Origin of the sequence: Franconibacter helveticus LMG 23732 (genome assembly GCF_000463115.2) — a bacterium.
Lineage (GTDB): Bacteria > Pseudomonadota > Gammaproteobacteria > Enterobacterales > Enterobacteriaceae > Franconibacter > Franconibacter helveticus.
The window spans coordinates 271,843-291,447 of sequence record NZ_AWFX01000057.1 but is presented as its reverse complement, the minus strand read 5'-3'; the positions used below and the strand labels follow the sequence as shown (position 1 = coordinate 291,447).

General features: G+C 55.8%; 18 protein-coding genes. 5 read left to right on the top strand and 13 right to left on the bottom strand.

The features are described from left to right. The first annotated feature begins 89 nt into the window (after nucleotides 1-89). Complete coding sequence (gene mutM / locus DW56_RS20800; RefSeq protein ID WP_024551564.1) at nucleotides 90-899, top strand: bifunctional DNA-formamidopyrimidine glycosylase/DNA-(apurinic or apyrimidinic site) lyase; 810 nt, start codon at nucleotides 90-92, stop codon at nucleotides 897-899. On the opposite strand, the gene coaD is transcribed toward mutM, so the two are convergent. The 7 genes from coaD to DW56_RS20765 all read right to left on the bottom strand — a co-directional run bounded on the left by coaD (nucleotide 900) and on the right by DW56_RS20765 (nucleotide 8,741). Continuing rightward, a complete protein-coding gene (gene coaD, locus DW56_RS20795) occupies nucleotides 900-1,379 on the bottom strand; it encodes a pantetheine-phosphate adenylyltransferase (RefSeq protein WP_024551565.1) in 480 nt (159 codons plus the stop codon). It abuts the gene before it with no gap. Beyond that, entirely contained in the window at nucleotides 1,376-2,152 is a 777-nt protein-coding gene (locus DW56_RS20790; protein ID WP_024551566.1) for a glycosyltransferase family 2 protein, read from the bottom strand. The genes coaD and DW56_RS20790 overlap by 4 nt, the downstream gene beginning before the upstream one ends. Next, entirely contained in the window at nucleotides 2,152-3,426 is a 1,275-nt protein-coding gene (gene waaA / locus DW56_RS20785) for a lipid IV(A) 3-deoxy-D-manno-octulosonic acid transferase (RefSeq protein WP_024551567.1), read from the bottom strand. Before waaA ends, DW56_RS20790 begins: the two co-directional genes overlap by 1 nt. 181 nt (nucleotides 3,427-3,607) lie before the next feature. After that, nucleotides 3,608-5,242, bottom strand: coding sequence for a sulfatase-like hydrolase/transferase (locus tag DW56_RS20780; protein ID WP_024551568.1), 1,635 nt, complete (start codon nucleotides 5,240-5,242; stop codon nucleotides 3,608-3,610). 17 nt (nucleotides 5,243-5,259) lie between these two features. Continuing rightward, nucleotides 5,260-5,997 (bottom strand): glycosyltransferase family protein, encoded by a 738-nt coding sequence (locus tag DW56_RS20775; RefSeq protein ID WP_234409176.1) that lies wholly within the window; start codon nucleotides 5,995-5,997, stop codon nucleotides 5,260-5,262. Nucleotides 5,998-6,241: 244 nt separating this feature from the next. Next, complete coding sequence (locus tag DW56_RS20770) at nucleotides 6,242-7,225, bottom strand: glycosyltransferase (RefSeq protein WP_024551570.1); 984 nt, start codon at nucleotides 7,223-7,225, stop codon at nucleotides 6,242-6,244. Between the two features lie 142 nt (nucleotides 7,226-7,367). Then, complete coding sequence (locus DW56_RS20765; RefSeq protein WP_024551571.1) at nucleotides 7,368-8,741, bottom strand: O-antigen ligase family protein; 1,374 nt, start codon at nucleotides 8,739-8,741, stop codon at nucleotides 7,368-7,370. A 212-nt stretch (nucleotides 8,742-8,953) separates the two neighbouring features. Between DW56_RS20765 and DW56_RS20760 the strand changes: the two genes are divergently transcribed. Beyond that, on the top strand, nucleotides 8,954-10,051 hold the full coding sequence (locus tag DW56_RS20760; protein ID WP_024551572.1) for a glycosyltransferase family 4 protein: 1,098 nt from the start codon (nucleotides 8,954-8,956) through the stop codon (nucleotides 10,049-10,051). A gap of 1 nt (nucleotide 10,052) precedes the next feature. Here the strand turns inward: DW56_RS20760 and DW56_RS20755 are convergent, their stop codons facing one another. The 5 genes from DW56_RS20755 to rfaD are packed head-to-tail and all read right to left on the bottom strand — an operon-like array spanning nucleotide 10,053 to nucleotide 15,251. After that, nucleotides 10,053-11,162 (bottom strand): glycosyltransferase family 4 protein, encoded by a 1,110-nt coding sequence (locus DW56_RS20755; RefSeq protein ID WP_024551573.1) that lies wholly within the window; start codon nucleotides 11,160-11,162, stop codon nucleotides 10,053-10,055. Next, nucleotides 11,159-12,262: a putative lipopolysaccharide heptosyltransferase III gene (gene rfaQ / locus DW56_RS20750; RefSeq protein ID WP_024551574.1), complete on the bottom strand. Its 1,104-nt coding sequence runs from the start codon at nucleotides 12,260-12,262 to the stop codon at nucleotides 11,159-11,161. The genes DW56_RS20755 and rfaQ overlap by 4 nt, the downstream gene beginning before the upstream one ends. Continuing rightward, nucleotides 12,255-13,256, bottom strand: a complete 1,002-nt coding sequence (gene rfaC, locus DW56_RS20745; protein WP_024551575.1) for a lipopolysaccharide heptosyltransferase RfaC — start codon at nucleotides 13,254-13,256, stop codon at nucleotides 12,255-12,257. The genes rfaQ and rfaC overlap by 8 nt, the downstream gene beginning before the upstream one ends. A gap of 3 nt (nucleotides 13,257-13,259) precedes the next feature. Next, complete coding sequence (rfaF, locus tag DW56_RS20740) at nucleotides 13,260-14,306, bottom strand: ADP-heptose--LPS heptosyltransferase RfaF (RefSeq protein ID WP_024551576.1); 1,047 nt, start codon at nucleotides 14,304-14,306, stop codon at nucleotides 13,260-13,262. Nucleotides 14,307-14,318: 12 nt separating this feature from the next. Beyond that, nucleotides 14,319-15,251 (bottom strand): ADP-glyceromanno-heptose 6-epimerase, encoded by a 933-nt coding sequence (gene rfaD, locus DW56_RS20735; protein WP_024551577.1) that lies wholly within the window; start codon nucleotides 15,249-15,251, stop codon nucleotides 14,319-14,321. A gap of 229 nt (nucleotides 15,252-15,480) precedes the next feature. On the opposite strand from rfaD, the gene kbl reads away from it, so the two are divergent. From kbl to DW56_RS20720, 3 genes are all read left to right on the top strand, one after another. Beyond that, on the top strand, nucleotides 15,481-16,677 hold the full coding sequence (gene kbl, locus DW56_RS20730) for a glycine C-acetyltransferase (protein ID WP_024551578.1): 1,197 nt from the start codon (nucleotides 15,481-15,483) through the stop codon (nucleotides 16,675-16,677). A 9-nt stretch (nucleotides 16,678-16,686) separates the two neighbouring features. Next, complete coding sequence (gene tdh / locus DW56_RS20725) at nucleotides 16,687-17,715, top strand: L-threonine 3-dehydrogenase (protein WP_024551579.1); 1,029 nt, start codon at nucleotides 16,687-16,689, stop codon at nucleotides 17,713-17,715. A 147-nt stretch (nucleotides 17,716-17,862) separates the two neighbouring features. Continuing rightward, the gene (locus tag DW56_RS20720) at nucleotides 17,863-18,660 is read left to right on the top strand and encodes a glycosyltransferase family 2 protein (protein WP_024551580.1); all 798 of its coding nucleotides are present in this window, start codon (nucleotides 17,863-17,865) and stop codon (nucleotides 18,658-18,660) included. A 31-nt stretch (nucleotides 18,661-18,691) separates the two neighbouring features. On the opposite strand, the gene DW56_RS20715 is transcribed toward DW56_RS20720, so the two are convergent. Continuing rightward, nucleotides 18,692-19,600 carry a divergent polysaccharide deacetylase family protein gene (locus DW56_RS20715; RefSeq protein ID WP_051179329.1) on the bottom strand — a complete coding sequence of 303 codons (909 nt, stop codon included), beginning with the start codon at nucleotides 19,598-19,600 and terminating at the stop codon, nucleotides 18,692-18,694. Between the last annotated feature and the right edge of the window lie 5 nt (nucleotides 19,601-19,605).

Below are 19,605 nucleotides of genomic sequence, written 5' to 3'. Positions count from 1 at the left end.
GTACAAAAACCCCGCTCCGGCGGGGTTTTTTGTTTTCTGACTATCCTCATATTAAGGTTATCCGATAAACAAAAATCACGAGAGAAAGCATGCCTGAATTACCCGAGGTCGAAACCAGCCGCCGCGGTATTGAACCGCATCTGGTTGGCGAAACCATTCTTCACGCTGTAGTGCGCAATAGCCGCCTGCGCTGGCCAGTCTCTGACGAAATCCATGCCTTAAGCGATAAGCCGGTTCTTAGCGTGCAGCGCCGCGCTAAATACCTGCTGCTTGAGTTGCCGGATGGCTGGATAATTATCCATCTGGGCATGTCCGGCAGCCTGCGGGTTCTGCCGCAGGAATTGCCGCCGGAAAAACACGATCATGTCGACCTGGTAATGAGCAACGGCAAAGTGCTGCGTTACACCGATCCGCGTCGTTTTGGCGCCTGGCTGTGGACCAAAGCGCTGGAAGGCCATAACGTGCTCGCGCATTTAGGGCCGGAGCCGCTTAGCGAAGCGTTCAACGGTGAATATCTGCATGCCAGAAGCGTGAAAAAGAAAACCGCGATAAAACCCTGGCTGATGGATAACAAGCTGGTGGTGGGCGTTGGCAACATTTATGCCAGCGAGTCGCTGTTTGCGGCGGGGATCCACCCCGATCGCCTTGCCTCATCGTTATCAAAAAAAGAGTGCGAATTACTGGCGCAGGCGATCAAGGCAGTCTTGTTACGATCGATAGAGCAGGGCGGCACTACGCTGCGGGATTTCCTGCAAAGTGACGGCAAGCCGGGCTATTTCGCACAGCAGTTACAGGTGTATGGCCGCGAAGGTGAACCTTGCCGGGTCTGCGGCACACCGATACTGGCGGGCAAACATGCCCAGCGCAGCACGTACTGGTGTCGCCGCTGCCAGAAATAATCAGCCGAGTTTTTCCAGCAACGCCTGATGCACGTGCGCCGGAAGAAAGTGAGAGACATCGCCCTGGTGGCGCGCCACTTCTTTGACCAGCGAAGACGAGATAAACGACCACTCTTTCGCGGGCATCAGGAAAACGCTTTCCAGCTCCGGCATCAGGTGACGATTCATATGCGCAAGCTGCATTTCATACTCGAAATCGCCTGATGTACGCAGACCGCGCACCAGAATATTTGCGTTTTGCGCCTGCGCGAAGTTCGCCATCAGATCGCTGAAACCCGTCACCTGCACTTTTTCAAGATGCGTTGTCGCCTGCTGCGCCAGCGCCACACGCTCTTCCAGCGTAAACATTGTTTTTTTATGCGGGCTTGCTGCAATCGCCAAAATAACTTCGTCGAACATGCGGGAAGCGCGGGTGAGGATATCGATATGGCCGTTGGTGATAGGGTCAAACGTGCCGGGATAAATAGCGCGAGTGGTCATAGCGGTTTCTTTTCCGTATAGCCGTGGTTTAAGGCCCACAGTTCGGTGTATTTATTAAAAGTATACTGGGCATTGACGACAGCAAGTAGCCAGCCCTGCTTGCCATCCAGTACGCCGCCTCGCAGCAAGAGCGTTTTACAAAAAGCGCCTAACGTATGGCCGAATATGGCCGCTATCGATACCTTTTTACCCCGCTGATGACGTTCCTGCGCCCAGGCCGCAGCGTAAGCCAGCTGTTTACGCTGAAAGCTGGCAAAATCCCGGCAGGTAAGATGCTCCAGATCGCCTTTCAGCGCGACTACTTGCGCGCCAGGCGCTTCCAGCGATTCATGCACCCGATTATCGTTATAGCGGTAACGCTCGCGCGGGTAGAGGCGGGTTACCCGGTCGGGATACCAGCCGCTGTGACGCATAAAGCGCCCCAGGAAAAGATTGCGGCGCGCGATGCTGTAAACCGTATTTGGCTGCGGGTTGTCCAGCGCCTGCCGAATGGCGTTCGCCAGCGCTGGCGTAACCCGCTCATCGGTATCGATCATCAAAATATAATCGCCAGTGGCGTACTGCTGCGCCCGCTGGCGCTGAACGCCGTAGCCTTGCCAGTCGGCCGCGGTAAATACGCGCGCGCCTGCCGCTTCAGCCAGTGCGACGGTATTGTCTTCGCTACCTGAATCCAGTAGCACAATTTCATCCGCCCACTTTACCGAGGCCAGGCAATCTGGCAGCACATCCGCCGCGTTTTTGGCAATCATGACAACCGAGAGACGCGAGGCCATTAGTGACTCCGCTGCGGCAGATAAGGCTGAAGAAGCTGTAAAAGACGCTGCAAAGCGCCCTGGTTCTGATGCAAAACCTCTACAGCGTGACGGCCATACCAGAGCCGATAATCTTCGTCAGTCAGCAGCGTGGAGATCTCTTTTACCAGCGAATCCGCATCGGTTACGGTGATGAGTCCGTCCGCTTCCTGCAATTTTGAGCAGATATCTTTGAAATTAAACGTATGCGGGCCCATCAGCACCGGAATAGCGTGTGCGGCAGGTTCAAGCGGGTTATGACCGCCGCGCTCCACCAGGCTTCCGCCGACAAAAGCGAGGTCTGCAATGCCGTACAGCAGCATCAGTTCGCCCATGGTATCGCCAATCACCACCTGGGTGCTGCCGGAAGGGATTTCGCCAGTGCTGCGCAGCGTGAAGCTAAAACCGGCTTTTTGCACCATTTCCCGCGCGTCTTTAAAGCGCTCCGGGTGGCGAGGCACAAGGATAAGCAGCAGATCCGGAAATATCTCCAGCAGCTTACGGTGAGCGTCAAGAATAATGGTTTCTTCGCCGTCATGCGTGCTGGTGGCGATCCACACTTTACGACGCGGCGCCCACTGGCGGCGCAGCGTAACAGCACGAGCCGCCAGCTCAGGCGTGACGGAAATATCAAATTTCAGGCTGCCTGTGACGGCCAGTTGATTGCGTTTGAGCCCAAGCGCAATAAAACGGCTGCCATCTTCCTCGTTCTGAGCGGCGATGAGCGTGATTTTACTTAGCAAGCGGCGCATAAAGCCGCCCAGCTTTTGATAACCCCGGGCCGAACGTTCCGAAAGACGGGCATTAGCGATAACCAGGGGAATTTTACGCTGGTGAAGCGCAGAGACCATATTCGGCCACAGCTCCGTCTCCATCACGATAACCAGCTTCGGGCTTACCGTGTCCAGAAAACGATTCATCGCGCCAGGCAGATCGTAAGGCAGGTAAACATGATGCACATCCTTACCGAACGCGGAGAGCACGCGCTCTGAACCGGTAGGCGTCATGGTGGTGACGGTAATGGGTAAACGAGGATAACGATGGCGCAACGCGCGCACCAGCGGGATCGCCGCCAGCGTCTCTCCTACGGAAACGGAATGAAGCAGAATGCCGTCTGGCTGAACTTTGCCCTGGCAATAGCCATAGCGTTCTCCCCAGCGCTTGCGGTAGGCCGGGGCTTTGCGGCTGCGAAGCAGCAGACGTAGCCAGACAAAAGGCTGTATAAGGTAGAGTAAAGCGGTATACAACGATTCCAAGCGAATATCCGTTATTTTCTTTATCGGCGGGCAAATTCTAAGCATTTAGCGTAGCTAAAGCTATCCTTTTGGCGTCATGCGCGCGGTTTTGCCCGACACGAATGTTAAGAGAGCGAGTTGTGGCGATTAAGCGGGCAGAACCGATCTGCCCGGCATGAGAAAAGCGACCGTTAAACGGCCTTTAGCGTTTGTTTTCTGGCAGGGAATCAAGGTGATAAGTTATACGCTCCGACAAGCCGCGAATATCGCCGCCCGTGATGAAGTAACTATCATCTTTTTGATTCGGGTTAGTCACGTCAAAGCCCAGCATTTTGTTGATAAGCGTGGCGAGCTGGAAATGGTTTTTCGGCTGCGCTGACGCGATCTCATCAAAGCGATAATCCGCCCCGTTACTGAAATAGATAAACGGTACCTGAGCTATCGGCATTTCTACCACCGAGTGGCCAAACAAACCGCCATCGCCTACGCGCTCGCCGTGGTCGGACGTAATAAACACCAGTACCGGCAGCTTAGATTTCGCCATCACCGTACGAATAGCCGAGGCCAGCTCTTTATCGTACAGGCGGACAGCATCGTCATACTCGTTTTTCTTCTGCGCAATATCGTCAGCGAGTTTTGGCGTTGAAAACTTCGCAAAGCCCGCCGGAATGTTGCGCTCGTAAGGAATATGCGGGGCGCGGCTGTTCAGCACCATAAAAAACGGTTTGGCGTAGTCGATTTTCGCCGTTTCCACAGAAGGCGTCAGCACGCTGTCGGCGCCCACTTCCGGCGCGGGGCGAATCTGCGTGTCTTCCCAGAAATTAATGTTGTGAATGCCGATCCAGTTACTTAAACCTTCCAGCCCCTGGGCGGAGATAAACGCCGTCTGGTAGCCTTGCTTTTGCGCATTGGCGAAAAGGTTGGTTGATTTGGATTTATAGGCAAAGTAGTTGTCCGGCTCGCGCAAGTTATTCACCAGCATCGGAATAGCTACCCGGGTAGAAACCGCATTCGAAACGATAATACGCGACGTGCCCTGATACTGTTTCATCAGCGCAGCCAGCTCCGGCGTCGTCTCGCGTTCATAACCTACCGCGCTGACGTGGTGCGGGTTAAGGCTTTCGCCGATAGCCAGAATAATCGAGTATTTGCCGCTCTGATAGCCTGGTACAGGCGTCACGCTGTAGGGATCGTAGTGAGCGATATTCTGGTTTTCGCCGGAAATGGCTTCAGGTATAAGCCGCACAGAACTGAAGCTCATCGCTGAAAGCCCGTTACGCAGCAGCGAATGGCGCAGGTCAGGGTTGAACTTATACATTTGCCCGTCGATGGCTTTATAGAATTGCCCGGCGAACATCACCACGATAGCCAGCAGGCAAGGCATCGCCAGCCATTTTTTCCATGCTGGCGCGAAGCGGCGGGCGAAGCCGAGCGAGAAAATGACCGCCGCCAGCATAAAGATAAAATAGATGCCAAGCGTGCCGAAGCTGTCGCTGATGCCGCTGGCGATATCTTTCGTCTCGACAAACGCCAGCCACACTTCGCTTGGGCCATAAAACTGGCCATAGAAGGTGTAATAAATCGCCTCGCTTATCTGCACGATAAACGTCACGGCAAGCAGCAGGCGCGTCAGGAAAAAGCGCGCGCTGGCAGCCGCGAGCAGAGAGATGATCGCGTACAGCAGCACATCATCGTGCTTCGGATGATAAACGTGATCTTTCAAAAGGATGCTGATTTCAGACAGGGAAAACAGCAGCATAAACGCGAGCGTCAGGCCCAGCGTGCGCAGCAGATTACTGCGCCCGGAGAGAGGCGTAGTCAACGTAGTAACAGACATGAAATGGCCTTAGAACATTACATTTTTCGGGTAAGCGGGCGGATCGCTTTGCCAAAACCAAAGCGCAGCGCGCGAACGGCTGCCGGGCGCTGATGCAACCCTTTTTGCCAGATAGATTCAAAGAGCGCGAACCAGCGCGCGGCAACCGCTTCACGCGAGTAAACCTGCAACCGTTTTTCTCCCTGCTCCAGCATGCTGCGAAACAGCGTCGGGTCATTTTTAAGACGCATAATCGCGGCGAAAGCTTCATCCGGATTTTTAGCAATTAAGTAATCAAGCTCGCTTTCACGGATGGCGCGGAAAGAGGGCTCGTCGTCGCAGACCATCACCGTTTTGCCAAGCCAGCCGTTAATCAGCTTGCTGGCAGGCTTGCGGGCGAGCTTATGGTCATGGGATTTACGAAAGCTCACGCAGACATCCACGTCGCGATAATCAGTCCAGTTGTTGAAAGAGATACGCAAGTCGATGCCTTCAGCCGCCAGCCTCTGCTTAAATTCTTCGCTGGCGTATTCCGGCGGGAAGCTATCCACGCGGCCAAAATAGGCGACGGTGCGCACGGCGTCATCGGTACGTTCGCGCGGCTGTACGCCCGGCTGCGGCCAGTTAGGAATGAAAAGTCGCCCTTTGCCTGAGGCCACTTCAGGGTTTTGCTCAACCACGTAATCTGCGCCTATGACGGGAGGCCTGTCAGCGCGAGCCACGACGGTAACGCCTTTCCAGGGTTTTACTCGTGAGCCGAAGTGATCGTTATGCATTAGATTAACTGCATCGGAGCGACATTCTGTTCCCCATGAACACTCTATTTTTTGGTTATAATAATAACTTAGAGTTAAAAGGGTTTGAAATGTCCAGACCCCTTTTCCGCCGCAGTAAAAACGTTCAGGAATTGTATCGGGGTTGATTTTGTTTTCAACAAGCTCCTGAAAATCCGGGAAGTACCGGGCGATAAAATCGTCACGGGAAACAACATGGATTTTAATTTTATTCATGATGGCCTGATTAATTAATGAGTTTTTTAAGGCGAAAATAACGACGACCCAGGCGCCAGCGCTGTTTAAAGCCGCGCGCGTTACGCCAAATCATCTCCCAGATACCCCGCTCAAACAGCTCGCGGGTGATTTCACGCTTCTTATCCGGATTTTCGATATTGTTGATGCTGTGCAAAATGCCCAGGCCCTCTTTGGCGATTTGCCAGTGACAGGCCGGGACGCGTTTTACCTGTTCCGGGTAGCGTTCATTGATGGCGTTGAGCAGCTCCAGAATCTTCATATAGTGGCGCGCTGAACGCATGCGCGTATCATCCGTACCGGGCGTATGCGAGACGGAAGCGGAGTGGATCAGGTAGTCATACAGCGCTTCGTCTATATACTGCACGCGCTCCGCCGTCAGCAGTACTTCCGTCGTCCAGGGAATATCCTGATGGCGCAAGCCAGGTTCGAAGGTAAAACCCTGGCGTTTAATAAAATCGTGTCGATAAATATTCAGCCAGGTCACGTGCAGGAATTTGCGCGAATTCAGCGCCATTTGCAGCCAGGTGGGGCCGTCCAGCACCCCGGTTGAGGCAAGGCGGTCTGAGGGAAATATCTTTTTCGCCGGGCGGCCATCGTCATAAATATAGGTGCCGTTGCAGGTGGCGACGTCGAGACGATTTTGCGTGGCGATTTCCAGCAAGCGATTGTACATCCCCGGATAAATCACATCATCAATGTCGGGAAAGGCAAGGTATTCGCCGCTCGCCAGCGCAAGACCGGTGTTACGCGCGACCGACACCCCCTGGTTCTCCTGCGTGACCACGCGAAAGCATGCGAATTCGCTGGCATAGCGGTTAATGATTTCCGCGGAACGGTCGGTTGAGCCATCATCCACGACAATCAGTTCGACGCTGCTGAGGTGCTGGTTTTTGATGCTGTCAAAAAACGCGCTCAGAAACTTCTCCCCGTTATAAACCGCAATAACGAGACTCAGAAGAGGGGTGTCAGACATACTTTCTCCGTGAAAACCGGGCCGTGCGAAAAATGCGTCAGTTTGACCGAATGGGCGTTGGACCGCAACGCTTAATCAGAGTTCGCGCGCCCGCCTCTTTGCTTTGTTTAAAGAAAGAAAAGCGGGCGCGTTTTGAAAAGGGTTAAGGTCTATTTTGCGCCCGGGAGGAACCAGAACGCAGACAGCAGATGCCCATCAGCAGGCCCGTCAGCATCATATATTGCTCCAGGTAATGGTCCTTGAGGTTATGGTCAACCATGGTGCGCGAGAAGAAACCAATTGTGAAAAGCAATAAGAACAGCCCAGGCATGGTTTTGTCGTGGCGGTAATGACGCCAGCCGGTGTACCAGCAGGCAAGCAGCAACGCCAGCCACCCTGCAATGCCCAGCACGCCGTTCTGTAGGCCGAATTCAATCAGGCCGTAGTGGCTGTGTGGAATATTAATGCGGTTATCATGCGTATCACGCCGCAAGATATAGCGAAACGCCTCTTTGCGCGGGCCTATGCCGAAAGGATGTTTCGCCACGATTTCCCATCCCTGATGGAAAAAGCTGGCGCGGCAACCGTTAGAGTGATCCATCGGTTGGCCTTCCTGATTAAGCGGAACGGTGCCCGTGGTCCGGTTATAGCAGTAGCTGGTAAACGGCGCATTCCAGCCCGTCTCGGCATCGCTTTTCAGGCTCTGCCAGCGCGGGTCGGTTTTCCATGAGGCGACGCCCAGGGCGATGGCGGCAATCAGCAATGCAACGAAGATAGCGCCAATCCTGGCGATATTGCCGCGGCGCATTTTGTGCAGGCCCAGCAGAATAAAGGTGGAAAACAGGCTGCCCACCAGTCCTATCGTTCCCCACCGGGTATCGACCAGCGCGGTGCAGGCCAGGTTAGCCAGCAGCATAAAGGCCAGGAAAGGGGTCTTCAGGGTTAAAAAACGCTGGTGGATTAAAGCGCGCGCCAGCAGTTCCGCAATCAGGAAGCCGGTTATCATGTTGATCTGGAAACTCATCCGCGTCCGGTTAAAAACAATCCGCGTTTCGCCCCAGTGGATAACCCCGTCACGCCAGTAAAGCCAGGCCGTATCCAGCAGGTGAACACAAATCACCCCCCAGAAGCAGAGCACAATGGCTGTAAAAAGCCGGTCTGCGGTAACGGAGGGGTACTGGGCCTGAATGACAGGAGACAGCACCAGACCGCAGCAGAAAAGCAGCACCGGGCGCAGCCACTGACCGTCCCAGTAATCCAGCATCTCTTTTATGTCCGGCGCGAAGATAAGGCCGTTAACCAAAATAAACAGCGTCAGCACGAGGAGTATAAGCAGCGCCGGTTTCGCCTGTCGCAGATTGAGCATTGCCCGAATGGGCGGCGTGCGGGCAAATAAACCCAGCGCCAGCAAAATGGCGAGATAAATAAAGCCGTTGCGATGAAAAAGCAGGAGATTGTTAGGAATCGGCCAGACAAAGCAGAGCGCCATTACGCTAAAAAGCAATAACCCTGTCAAAGACTTACGAATATTTATCATAAAATTTATAAAGCTAAAATGTATGCTTGTAATGTGCTGGAAAGAACAATCAGTAAAGCAGCTGAATGCTAAGCCGGATTTAAGAATAACGCTGAAAACGCCGGGAAAATTACCATAATTACCCCCTCTACAGAAGAATAAAGTTTGTAACGTGCTATAAAGCAAACGATATAATCCTGCCCTTTCAGACAGATTCGCGAAGGATAAAAACTATGCACATCGTTCATACCGAGGCGGATGGCGGAAAGGGAGGCCAGCCTCTGCGCATTATTAACGAGTCGCTAGGTATGGTGGAGCGAGACCATCAGGTTACGGTTCTGTGTCCGCAAGACGCTCCGCTGAACGCCCTTGCCCGCAACGCGGGGCTTCATGTCGTTAATCTGCCGCTAAAGCGTAAAAATCTCGCTAATCTGCTGGCGCTGCGCCGCTGGCTCAGCTGTCATCAGGTCGACGTTATCAACAGCCATAACTCGGCGGATACCTGGCTGGTTGCGCTGGCGAACCTCTTTTCACGGCGGACGGTGCCGCTGGTGCGCACGCGCCACGCCTCCGGCAAACCGCGTAATAACTGCAGCACCCGTTGGCTATTCGGCACAGCCTGTTCGCATATCGTTACCACAGGTGAAGCATTGCGCTATCAGCTGGTTGAGATTGGCGTGCCGCTGGCGCACAGCACATCCGTGCCAAGCGGCGTGGACACGGCGCGCTTCCGGCCGGGCGACAAAACCGAAGCGCGTCGCCGCTGCGGGCTGAGCGAAGACGATTTCTGGCTGGGCGTGGTTTCCCACCTTCGTCCGAACAAAGGTCATAGCGTGCTGCTACAGGCGCTGGCGAAAATCGACAATCCCCATATTAAGCTCGCGATTGTCGGCGAAGGCCCGCACCGCGAAACGCTGGAGCAAGAGATAACGGCGCTGGGTCTGGCGGAGCGGGTTGTCATGGCTGGTCATCGCAGCGACCCGGAACACTGGTTTCCGGCATTTGATATTGCGCTGAGTCCTTCGCACGATATGGAAGGCGTGCCGCAGGGGGTACTGCAATCGCTCGCCTCGCGGGTAGCGACTATCGCCACCGATGCGGGCGGAACGGGCGATGCCATCAAAAATAACGAAACGGGCCTGCTCATCCCCCAGCGCGATGCGCAGGCGTTAGTCGGGGCGATTGAGCGCCTTTACCGCGATGGCGTGCTGCGGGAGCGCCTGGCGCGGCAGGGATATGATTATCTTTGCCGCCATCTCACCCGGGAATGCATGCTGGAAGCGATGGAAAAGGTATTTACCGACGCCTGCCGGGCGCGACAGGCGCGATAAGCTAGGCCAGCAGTTCGCGATAAAGCGCGTTTAACTCCTGCGCCATGCGGTCGAGCGTAAAAGGCTCGGCGGTATGGCGCGCCGCCTTGCGATAATCTTCGCCGCGCGCGCGGCCCGCCAGCCATTGTGCGATGGCGTCACGGTATCCTTTCACATCCAGCGCATCGCGTACCCAACCGTTTTTGCCTTCTTCAATCCATTCCGCCGCGCCACACTGGGTGCTGGTCAGCAGCGGCAGGCCGCAGGCCAGCGCTTCCACGCAAACATTCGGGAACGGATCGTAAAGCGTGGGCAGAATAAGCGCATCGGCGCTGCCGTAAACCTGTTTGATGTCGGAAACCGGGCCAAGAAACTTCACGCGATCGGCTACGCCGAGCTTTGACGCCAGCGCTTCAAAGCGCCGGGCATGTTTATCGCGGCCCGCGACCAGCAGCCAGACGTCAGGATGCGCGGCGATAGCCTTCAGCGCTACCGCCACCCCTTTGCGGGTAAAGCCGGAGCCAACGTAGGCCAGCACCGGCGCCCCGGCGGGTATTCCCCAGGCTGCACGCTGCGAAAAGCGCTGTACATCCGGATGAAAAGCGGCGGTATCGACGCCGTTATAGATAACAGTGAGCTTTTCCGCGCCCAGCCCAAAGCGACGGGCAATATCGTCCCGCACCAGCTTCGAGTTGCAAATAACGTTGCGCAGTTGCGGGTGCGTAAACATCTCGCGCTCCGCCTGCAAGATGTAGCGGTGATAAGGGCTAAAGGTTTGTGTCCAGCGGCGCAGCGGCGAAAGAATGCGGTTGTACTGCTCAAGCCAGGCGGCGTGTACGCCATCGCCGGCGCGAAAAAGGGTCGCGCCCGGAATACGCTCGTGGCTTTGCACAATATCAAACCGGGCAAAATGTTTCGCCGCTTCGCGGGCGAACCCCGCTTCCCGCGCCTGACGGTTGCGAAAAGGCGGATTGACGGTCAGCGTTTTCCAGCCTGCGGCGTCTTCCCACTGGCGGGCTATCAGCGTGACGTCCAGTTCGCCGCTTTGCGAAAGCACATTCAGCGCGCGCGAAACAAAGCGCTCCGCCCCGCCGTTGGGGTTGTAAGTCTGGCGAACGATAGCAAGCTTCATGAGCGGTTTTCCAGCAGCAACGTATCAATGGCGCTCAGCACCTGCTGCGGCGTAATGGCCATGATGCAATCGGAGATGCCGCTGCCGCCGCAGCCGTCTTTACCGCACGGCTGGCAGGTGAAGCCTGCCGTAATCACCCGGTGCGGCACGCCCCAGGGCGCCCATTTGATGGCGCCGGTAGGCCCAAAAATCGCCACCGTCGGCGTGCCCACGGCGCTTGCCAGATGCATGGGCATGGAGTCGACGCCGAAATAGACGCGGGCGTGTTTCATCAGCGCGCCAAGCTGCTTGAGATTAAGTTTGCCGCTGAGGTCGAAAACCGGCTGCGTTATCGCGGCGCGCAGCTTGTCCATATACTCCGTCTCTTCACGCGACGGCGCGGCGGAGAGGATAACCGGCAGGCCGCGGCTGGCAAGCGCGTCCACGGTGGCCGCGAGGCTTTTGATATCCCAGGATTTAAACATCCAGCGCGAGGTGGGGTGCACAAGAATATAATCGCCGCCGCTCAGGCCAAACTCCTGCAAGCGCGCCTGCACAAACGCTTGCGCCTCTTCGCCCGGGACAAACAGCGTGCGCTTATCTTCGCTGGTGGCGGGATGAATGCCGATACGGCGCAGCGCATCGAGGTTTACTTCCACCATATGGCGGGTATTGTCCTGAATCGCCGGATAGAGCGTGGTGAACGATTTCACCCAGCGCCAGCGCGCCAGTCCGGTGCGTTTATCGGGGCGAAAGCCCACGGAAATGCGCGGCTTAAGGCGGCGCGCCAGCCGCGCGCCATGCCAGTGCTCGGTCAGGTTGATAAGCACGTCGTAGTCGCGCGCTTTAAGCGTTTTCACTAACCCGCGATAAAGGCTGAATTGCTTAAGTAAGCCCTGCTTACGCCAGTTGCGCCCGATAGTATGCACCTGGTCGATATACGGGTGACTGGTGAGCATCGCCTGGGTGTCGTCATAGACCAGCGCGTCCACCTCTACGCCCGGCCAGGCTTTTTTCAGCACGGTGAACATAGGCGAAGTCAGCAACACATCGCCATGGTGGCGCAGCTTAATAATCAGCACTCGCCGGGGCGGGCGCTCAGGAGTAAAAAAATCAGCCATGGACATTACCGGATTCAGAAGGCTTGTTGGCAAGCAAAGGCGCAAGCGCGGCGAAAACCGCAGCGGCGCGCAAATCGTTAAGTTGGTTCGAGTTTTCAGGTCGGCAGGTGTGCTGGTTTTGTCCGTAGCCGCCAATAAGCCCCGGGTCGGTCGGGCCGTAAAGCGTAACGTTAGGACGGTCCAGCGCCGCCGTCAGGTGGCTTAAGCCCGTATCCACGGACACTACGGCGCGCGCGCCTGCCAGGACATGCGCCACCTGCTCAAGGCTCATGCGCGGCAGCACCTCCACATGGCTATTTCCTTCAGCCAGGCGCCTCGCCCGCGCTTCTTCGTGCGGCGCTCCCCAGGGCAGCTTAATACGCAGCCCCGTCGGCGCCATAAGCGCAATCAACTCGCGCCAGTGGCTTTCCGGCCAGTGTTTATCGTCGCGGGTGGTCGCATGCAAAAACACGGCATAGCGCCCTGCGTCGTCCGGCAGGTTTTGCAGGAAATGTTGTGCGATGGCGTAATCGCCTTTCGTTTGCGGTTTTGCATAACCCAGGCTTTTGGCGAACAGTTCGCGCGTGCGCTCAACGGCGTGCTGCTGTTTTTCAATACGGTGGCGCTTGTTGTAAAAAAGGCTGGCAAGCGGCTCGCGCGCGCTGCGCCAGTCCATGCCGTGCTTTGCGCCACGGGCCAGGCGGGTCACCAGCGCAGCGCTTTTGATAAGCCCCTGGGCGTCGATAACTGCATCATACTTCACCGCCCGAAGCGATTCGCGAAACGCGCGGCGCTCGGCTTTTACCGGCGCAGAGAACCAGTCTTTTCGCCAGCGACGAATAGCCACGGGTAAAACGCGTTCCACCGCCGCATGCCAGGAAGGAATTTGCGCAAAGCCTTCTTCCACCACCCAGTCGAAACGGATGCCGGGAATGGCGAGCATGGCGTCTGTCAGCGCCGGCAGCGTGTGCAGCACATCGCCCATGGAGGACGTTTTAACAATCAGCACCCGCATCCGTTACGCGTCCTCGTCCATCAGCAAGGCGTTCAGCTCTTCAAGCACGCGGTCTGGCGTAATGTCGATAAGGCTCTGGTGATAGCCTTCTGCCGCATCGCCCTTGCGCACTTTGTGGTAGCCGGTAATCAGGCGAATGACTTTCGCCTTATGCGACAGCGGCGGCGTGAAATCGGGGCTGCTGGGGCCATAGAGCGCCACAAGCGGGCGGTTCAGGGCGGCCGCGACGTGCATAAGACCGGAATCGTTCGTTACCACCGCTTTACAGGCGGCGAGTAACACCACCGCCTGCTCAAGCTGGGTTTCGCCCGCCAGATTGCGACACCAGGCCTGCTGCTCCGTGCTTAACGCCGCAAGAATTTCGTTGCCTGCCTCATGATCTTTCGCCGAGCCGAACAGCGCCACCTGATAGCCTTCGTCAATCAGCTGTTTCGCCAGTTCCGCGTAGTGATAATGCGGCCAGCGTTTGGCCGGGCCAAACTCTGCGCCCGGGCAGAAACCGATGATCGAACGCTCTGAAGAGAGGTTAAACGCGGCGCAGGTTTGCGCTTTTTCGCCTTCATTAACCTGAAGTTGCGGCCATAAAAGCGGCTGCGGCAGATCTTTCGCCGACTGCATGACGCCTTTGTCATACGCCAGCGCCACGTAACGTTCCACCATTAGCGGCCAGGCTTGCTTATCCAGCACGCGCGCATCGTTCAGCAGACCGTAGCGCATTTCGCCGCGCCAGCCGGTACGGTGTGGAATGCCTGCAAAAAAAGGAACAAGGGCGGATTTAAACGAGTTGGGCAACACATAAGCGCGGTCATAGCGACGATCCCGCAGGCTCTGGCCGAGCTTACGCCTTTCCGCCAGCGCCAGCGCCCCGTGGCCGAGCGGCATCGGGATCGCTTCGTTGACTTCCGGCATACGCGATAAAAGCGGACGGCACCACGCGGGTGCCATCACATCGATTATCGCCTGGGGATAGCGCGCCCGGAGCGTGCGGTAAAGACTTTGCGACATCATCATGTCGCCCACCCATGACGGGCCGATCACCAGTATTTTCATGCATCAGCCTGCTTATGCGTCGCGGTTCAGCCAGGCCATATATTCCGTTACCCCTTCGGCCACGGTTTTAAACGGCTTGTCGTATCCCGCCGCGCGCAGGTTAGTGAGATCCGCCTGCGTGAATGCCTGGTAGCGGCCTTTCAGTTTGTCCGGGAACGGAATGTATTCGATGCTGCCTTTTTTGTGGAAAGCGAGCGTGGCGTCCGCCACCGCCTGGAAAGATTCCGCGCGGCCGGTGCCGCAGTTGAAAATGCCGGAAACGCCGTTTTGCCAGAACCACAGGTTCACCGCGGCGACATCGCCTACGTAGATGAAGTCGCGCTTAAAGTTGTCGCTGCCTTCAAAAAGTTTCGGGTTCTCGCCGGCATTCAGTTGGGTGTTCAGGTGATAGGCGACGCTCGCCATGCTGCCCTTGTGGTTTTCGCGCGGCCCGTAAACGTTGAAATAGCGGAAGCCGACAATCTGCGAATCCGCTTCAGGCAGGATTTTGCGGACATATTCGTCGAACAGGAATTTAGAATAGCCGTATACGTTCAGCGGCTGTTCAAATTCACGGGACTCTTTGAAATCGCTGGTGCGACCGCCGTAGGTGGCTGCCGAGGAGGCGTACAGAAACGGGATCTGGCGCTCCAGGCAGTAGTGCAGCAGCTCTTTAGAGTACTGATAATTGTTATCCATCATGTACTTGCCATCCCACTCTGTGGTGGAAGAGCAAGCGCCTTCATGGAAAACGGCGTCGATGTCGCCAAACTCTTCGCCTGCCATGACCTGAATCAGGAAGTCTTCTTTATCCATGTAGTCTTCAATGTTCAGGTCAACCAGGTTGGCGAACTTGGTGCCGTCCTTCAGGTTGTCGACCACCAGGATGTCGGTACGGCCGATATCATTCAGAGCCTTGATGATGTTGCTGCCGATAAAGCCGGCGCCGCCGGTAACAATGATCATAATCCTGTCCTTCCAAAGTGAGCCGGACGCAAATCTCCGGCATGAATGGTTCTAATCATACCATCACATCGGTTGCCCTTCAGCCATCCCCTGTTTTATCCGCCCGGACGACCGCCTGCCAAGCGTGATTTATGCTGCAAAACAGAGAATACCTGAATCGTCGTCTCGTCTGTTTGGGAAGCTTTGGGTAATAATATGTGCCGAATTGGCCCCTGCCTGGAGAATCGCAATGCGAGGCAATTTTTACCAACAGTTAGCGACCGAGCTTGAAAACGCACGCTCGGAAGGGTTGTTTAAAGAAGAACGCATTATTACCTCTGCCCAACAGGCAGATATTACGGTGGCGAATGGAAGCCACGTCATTAACTTCTGCGCCAATAACTACCTTGGCCTGGCCAACCACCCGGCGCTTATTGAAGCGGCGAAGGCGGGTATGGACAGCCACGGTTTCGGCATGGCCTCGGTGCGCTTTATTTGCGGCACGCAGGATACCCATAAGCAACTGGAACAAAAGCTGGCTGAATTTCTCGGCATGGAAGACTCCATTCTTTACTCTTCCTGCTTTGACGCCAACGGCGGCCTGTTTGAAACGCTGCTCGGCGCTGAAGACGCCATTATCTCCGACGCGCTGAACCACGCCTCCATTATTGACGGCGTGCGGTTGTGCAAGGCGAAGCGTTTCCGTTACGCCAACAATGATATGCAAGAGCTGGAGGCCTGCCTGAAAGCGGCGCGCGAAGCAGGCGCCCGCCACGTGCTTATCGCCACAGATGGCGTCTTCTCAATGGATGGCGTGATCGCCAATCTGAAAGGCGTTTGCGACCTGGCGGATAAATATGACGCGCTGGTCATGGTGGACGATTCCCACGCCGTCGGTTTTGTTGGCGCAAACGGCCGGGGCACCCATGAATACTGCGACGTAATGGGGCGTGTGGATATTATCACCGGCACGCTCGGCAAGGCGCTGGGCGGCGCATCCGGCGGCTACACCGCCGCGCGCAAAGACGTGGTGGAGTGGCTGCGTCAGCGTTCCCGCCCCTATCTTTTCTCTAATTCGCTGGCGCCGGCTATCGTCGCCGCCTCTATTAAAGTGCTGGAGATGCTGGAATCGGGCGCAGAACTGCGCGATCGCCTGTGGGCCAACGCGCGTCTGTTCCGTGAAAAGATGACGGCGGCGGGCTTTACGCTTGCGGGCGCCGATCACGCCATTATCCCGGTTATGCTTGGCGAGGCGGTCGTTGCGCAAAACTTCGCCCGGGAATTGCAGAAAGAGGGTATTTACGTGACCGGCTTCTTCTACCCGGTGGTGCCGAAAGGGCAGGCGCGTATTCGCACCCAGATGTCGGCGGCCCATTCGCCGGAACAGATTGAGCGCGCGGTGGAAGCTTTCACCCGCATCGGTAAACAGCTTGGCGTGATTGCCTGAGGATGTGAGATGAAAGCATTAGCGAAACTGAAAGCGGAAGAAGGCATCTGGATGACCGACGCGCCGGTGCCAGAGATGGGTCATAACGATCTGCTGATTAAAATTCGCAAATCCGCTATCTGCGGCACTGACGTGCACATTTATAACTGGGATGAATGGTCACAAAAGACTATCCCGGTGCCGATGGTGGTGGGCCATGAATATGTTGGCGAAGTGGTTGGCATCGGCCAGGAAGTCAAAGGCTTTGAAATTGGCGACCGCGTATCCGGCGAAGGGCATATCACCTGCGGCCACTGCCGTAACTGCCGCGGCGGGCGCACGCACCTTTGCCGCAACACCGTTGGCGTGGGCGTTAACCGCCCGGGCTCCTTCGCGGAATATCTGGTGATCCCGGCCTTTAACGCCTTCAAAATTCCGGACAACATCTCTGACGACTTGGCGTCTATTTTCGACCCGTTCGGTAATGCGGTGCATACCGCGCTCTCCTTTGACCTTGTGGGCGAGGATGTGCTGGTTTCTGGCGCAGGCCCGATTGGCATCATGGCGGCCGCCGTGGCGAAACACGTTGGCGCACGCAATGTGGTTATCACTGATGTGAATGAGTACCGTCTTGAGCTGGCGCGCAAGATGGGCGTAACGCGCGCGGTCAACGTCGCTCAGGAAGACCTGAAAGATGTGATGGACGAGCTGGGCATGACCGAAGGGTTTGACGTGGGGCTGGAGATGTCCGGCGCGGCGCCGGCGTTTCGCACCATGCTTGACACCATGAACCACGGCGGGCGTATCGCCATGCTGGGGATTCCGTCCTCGGAGATGACCATCGACTGGAACAAAGTTATCTTCAAAGGCCTGTTTATTAAAGGTATTTACGGCCGTGAGATGTTTGAAACCTGGTATAAGATGGCGGCGCTGATTCAGTCTGGCCTCGACCTGACGCCGCTTATCACGCACCACTATTCCATTGATGATTTCCAAAAAGGCTTCGACGCCATGCGTTCCGGGCAGTCAGGTAAGGTTATCCTTAACTGGAATAACTAAAATGATGACAAAAGCGCCTGCGGGCGCTTTTTTATTCGTTATTATGACCCTTATCACAACCAATCCGCAATCGCACAAATTCAGCATCGCTTTTTAGCAATTTGCTTAATATAGTCTGTTCATGCTTTGTTTAACTTTGTTAAAACTATGCTCAAGCTATCCGTCTGTCTGCTTACCTGTAATTCCGCCCGATTATTACGTGAGGTATTACCTCCGTTAATTATCGTTGCAGATGAAATCGTAGTGCTTGATTCCGGAAGCACGGATGAAACGTTAAAAATATGTCAGGAATATGACATTACTCCCCATACGCATCCTTATGCCATGCATGGCCAGCAGATGAATCACGCTATTGCGCTGGCTAAAAACGACTGGGTATTGTGTATGGACAGCGATGAAATTCTTGATAAAGAAACCGTGGATTTTATTCTCGCGCTTAAGGCGGGCGAGACCCCCGCGCCGGATAAAGCCTGGCGTCTTTCACGGTACTGGCATGTCTTAGGGCAGCCGGTGAGAACTATATATCCTGTATCTTCGCCTGATTTCCCCGTGCGTCTTTTTAACCGACGACAGGCCCGTTTTAACGATCGCCCCGTGGATGATAAAGTTGAGGGAAATATACACGCGGTAAAAATACCGGGCTATGTTCGCCACGACACTTTTTTCTCTCTCCATGAGGTGTTTAACAAGTTGAATGGCTATACCAGCCGGCTGGTAAAATATAAATATGTTAAACCTTCGCTGTTGCGCGGCGTAATAAGCGCTATCGGCGCCTTTTTTAAATGGTATTTATTTAGCGGCGCATGGCGAGAGGGAAAAGTGGGGCTGGTGACCGGGCTCTATGCCGCTTTTTATAGTTTCCTTAAATATTTCAAAGCCTGGTACGCTTACGACAAGAAGCGCACAGATGTAAAAACGGCTTCCGACTCTCACCTTATCCGCTAATAAAAAGGCCCGCGTTGAGCGGGCTTTTTTATTATTTCGTTTTACTCTGTCCCCAGCCCTGCCATTGATGCTGGAAGTAGGTGACCAGGTTGCTCTGACCTACGCTTTCGCTTATCACGCTAAAAAAGCGCGTAGCGTAAACGGGCTGCGGCGGCTGTTTGGGTTTACAAAATTTCACGCCGCGGAAGGGGTTTTTCGCGGCGGCGGGCGCTGGCTGGCCGGGCGGCGTAAGGTTCGGCGTTGACGTGTCCGTTGGCGGTTCGTTGAGTAAGCTGCCTGCGCGCACAAGCGTAATATCCGGCGGCAGGTTATAAACCATCTGCTGCAATACCCGCACGGTCGTCGGGTGGGGATGACCGATAGCGATAGCTGAACCGCTGCGCCGCGCGATGGCGATGGCCCGGTTAAACTGGAAGCGAATATCCGCCTCGTTTTGCGAGTCATCAAGAAAGACTTTGCGTTTGATTACCTTCACGCCAGTGCCTGCGGCGGCGCGCATCGACTGGCTGTTGCCGATAGTCATGCTGTCGAGGAAATAGAGGTTGTAGCGCTTCAGGGCCTGCATCACCTTCTGCATGCCAAAAAGGCTGGAGGTCATGGCGCTGCCCATATGGTTATTCATCCCGACCGCATAAGGCACTTTGTTTACCGCGTCCTGCACGATGCGCTCTATCTCATCGCTGCTCATCTCCGGGCGCAGCGTATCTTTTTCCAGAGGCTGCTTGCTAAGCGGCGCCATTGGCAGATGGATCAGCACCTCGTGACCTGCGTTGTGCGCTTTGGTCGCCATTTCACGGGCATGGGGCGCGTTCGGTAAGACGGCGACGGAAACGGCGGGCGGCAGCGCCAGCACCTGGTTTTCATTATGGGGACGATAACCAAAGTCATCGATCACCAGGGCGAGTTTACCGGCGAAAACCGGGGCGACAAGCGCCAGCATACCGG

Coding starts and splice junctions, on each gene's coding strand:
- DW56_RS20780 (WP_024551568.1), bottom strand. CDS start 5,242: ATGTCTGTTACTACGTTGACTACGCCTCTCTCCGGGCGCAGTAATCTG.
- DW56_RS20715 (WP_051179329.1), bottom strand. CDS start 19,600: ATGCTGGCGCTTGTCGCCCCGGTTTTCGCCGGTAAACTCGCCCTGGTG.
- DW56_RS20775 (WP_234409176.1), bottom strand. CDS start 5,997: ATGCATAACGATCACTTCGGCTCACGAGTAAAACCCTGGAAAGGCGTT.
- coaD (WP_024551565.1), bottom strand. CDS start 1,379: ATGACCACTCGCGCTATTTATCCCGGCACGTTTGACCCTATCACCAAC.
- rfaD (WP_024551577.1), bottom strand. CDS start 15,251: ATGATCATTGTTACCGGCGGCGCCGGCTTTATCGGCAGCAACATCATC.
- mutM (WP_024551564.1), top strand. CDS start 90: ATGCCTGAATTACCCGAGGTCGAAACCAGCCGCCGCGGTATTGAACCG.
- DW56_RS20760 (WP_024551572.1), top strand. CDS start 8,954: ATGCACATCGTTCATACCGAGGCGGATGGCGGAAAGGGAGGCCAGCCT.
- tdh (WP_024551579.1), top strand. CDS start 16,687: ATGAAAGCATTAGCGAAACTGAAAGCGGAAGAAGGCATCTGGATGACC.
- kbl (WP_024551578.1), top strand. CDS start 15,481: ATGCGAGGCAATTTTTACCAACAGTTAGCGACCGAGCTTGAAAACGCA.
- rfaF (WP_024551576.1), bottom strand. CDS start 14,306: ATGAAAATACTGGTGATCGGCCCGTCATGGGTGGGCGACATGATGATG.
- DW56_RS20765 (WP_024551571.1), bottom strand. CDS start 8,741: ATGATAAATATTCGTAAGTCTTTGACAGGGTTATTGCTTTTTAGCGTA.
- DW56_RS20755 (WP_024551573.1), bottom strand. CDS start 11,162: ATGAAGCTTGCTATCGTTCGCCAGACTTACAACCCCAACGGCGGGGCG.
- DW56_RS20770 (WP_024551570.1), bottom strand. CDS start 7,225: ATGTCTGACACCCCTCTTCTGAGTCTCGTTATTGCGGTTTATAACGGG.
- DW56_RS20790 (WP_024551566.1), bottom strand. CDS start 2,152: ATGGCCTCGCGTCTCTCGGTTGTCATGATTGCCAAAAACGCGGCGGAT.
- rfaC (WP_024551575.1), bottom strand. CDS start 13,256: ATGCGGGTGCTGATTGTTAAAACGTCCTCCATGGGCGATGTGCTGCAC.
- DW56_RS20720 (WP_024551580.1), top strand. CDS start 17,863: ATGCTCAAGCTATCCGTCTGTCTGCTTACCTGTAATTCCGCCCGATTA.
- rfaQ (WP_024551574.1), bottom strand. CDS start 12,262: ATGGCTGATTTTTTTACTCCTGAGCGCCCGCCCCGGCGAGTGCTGATT.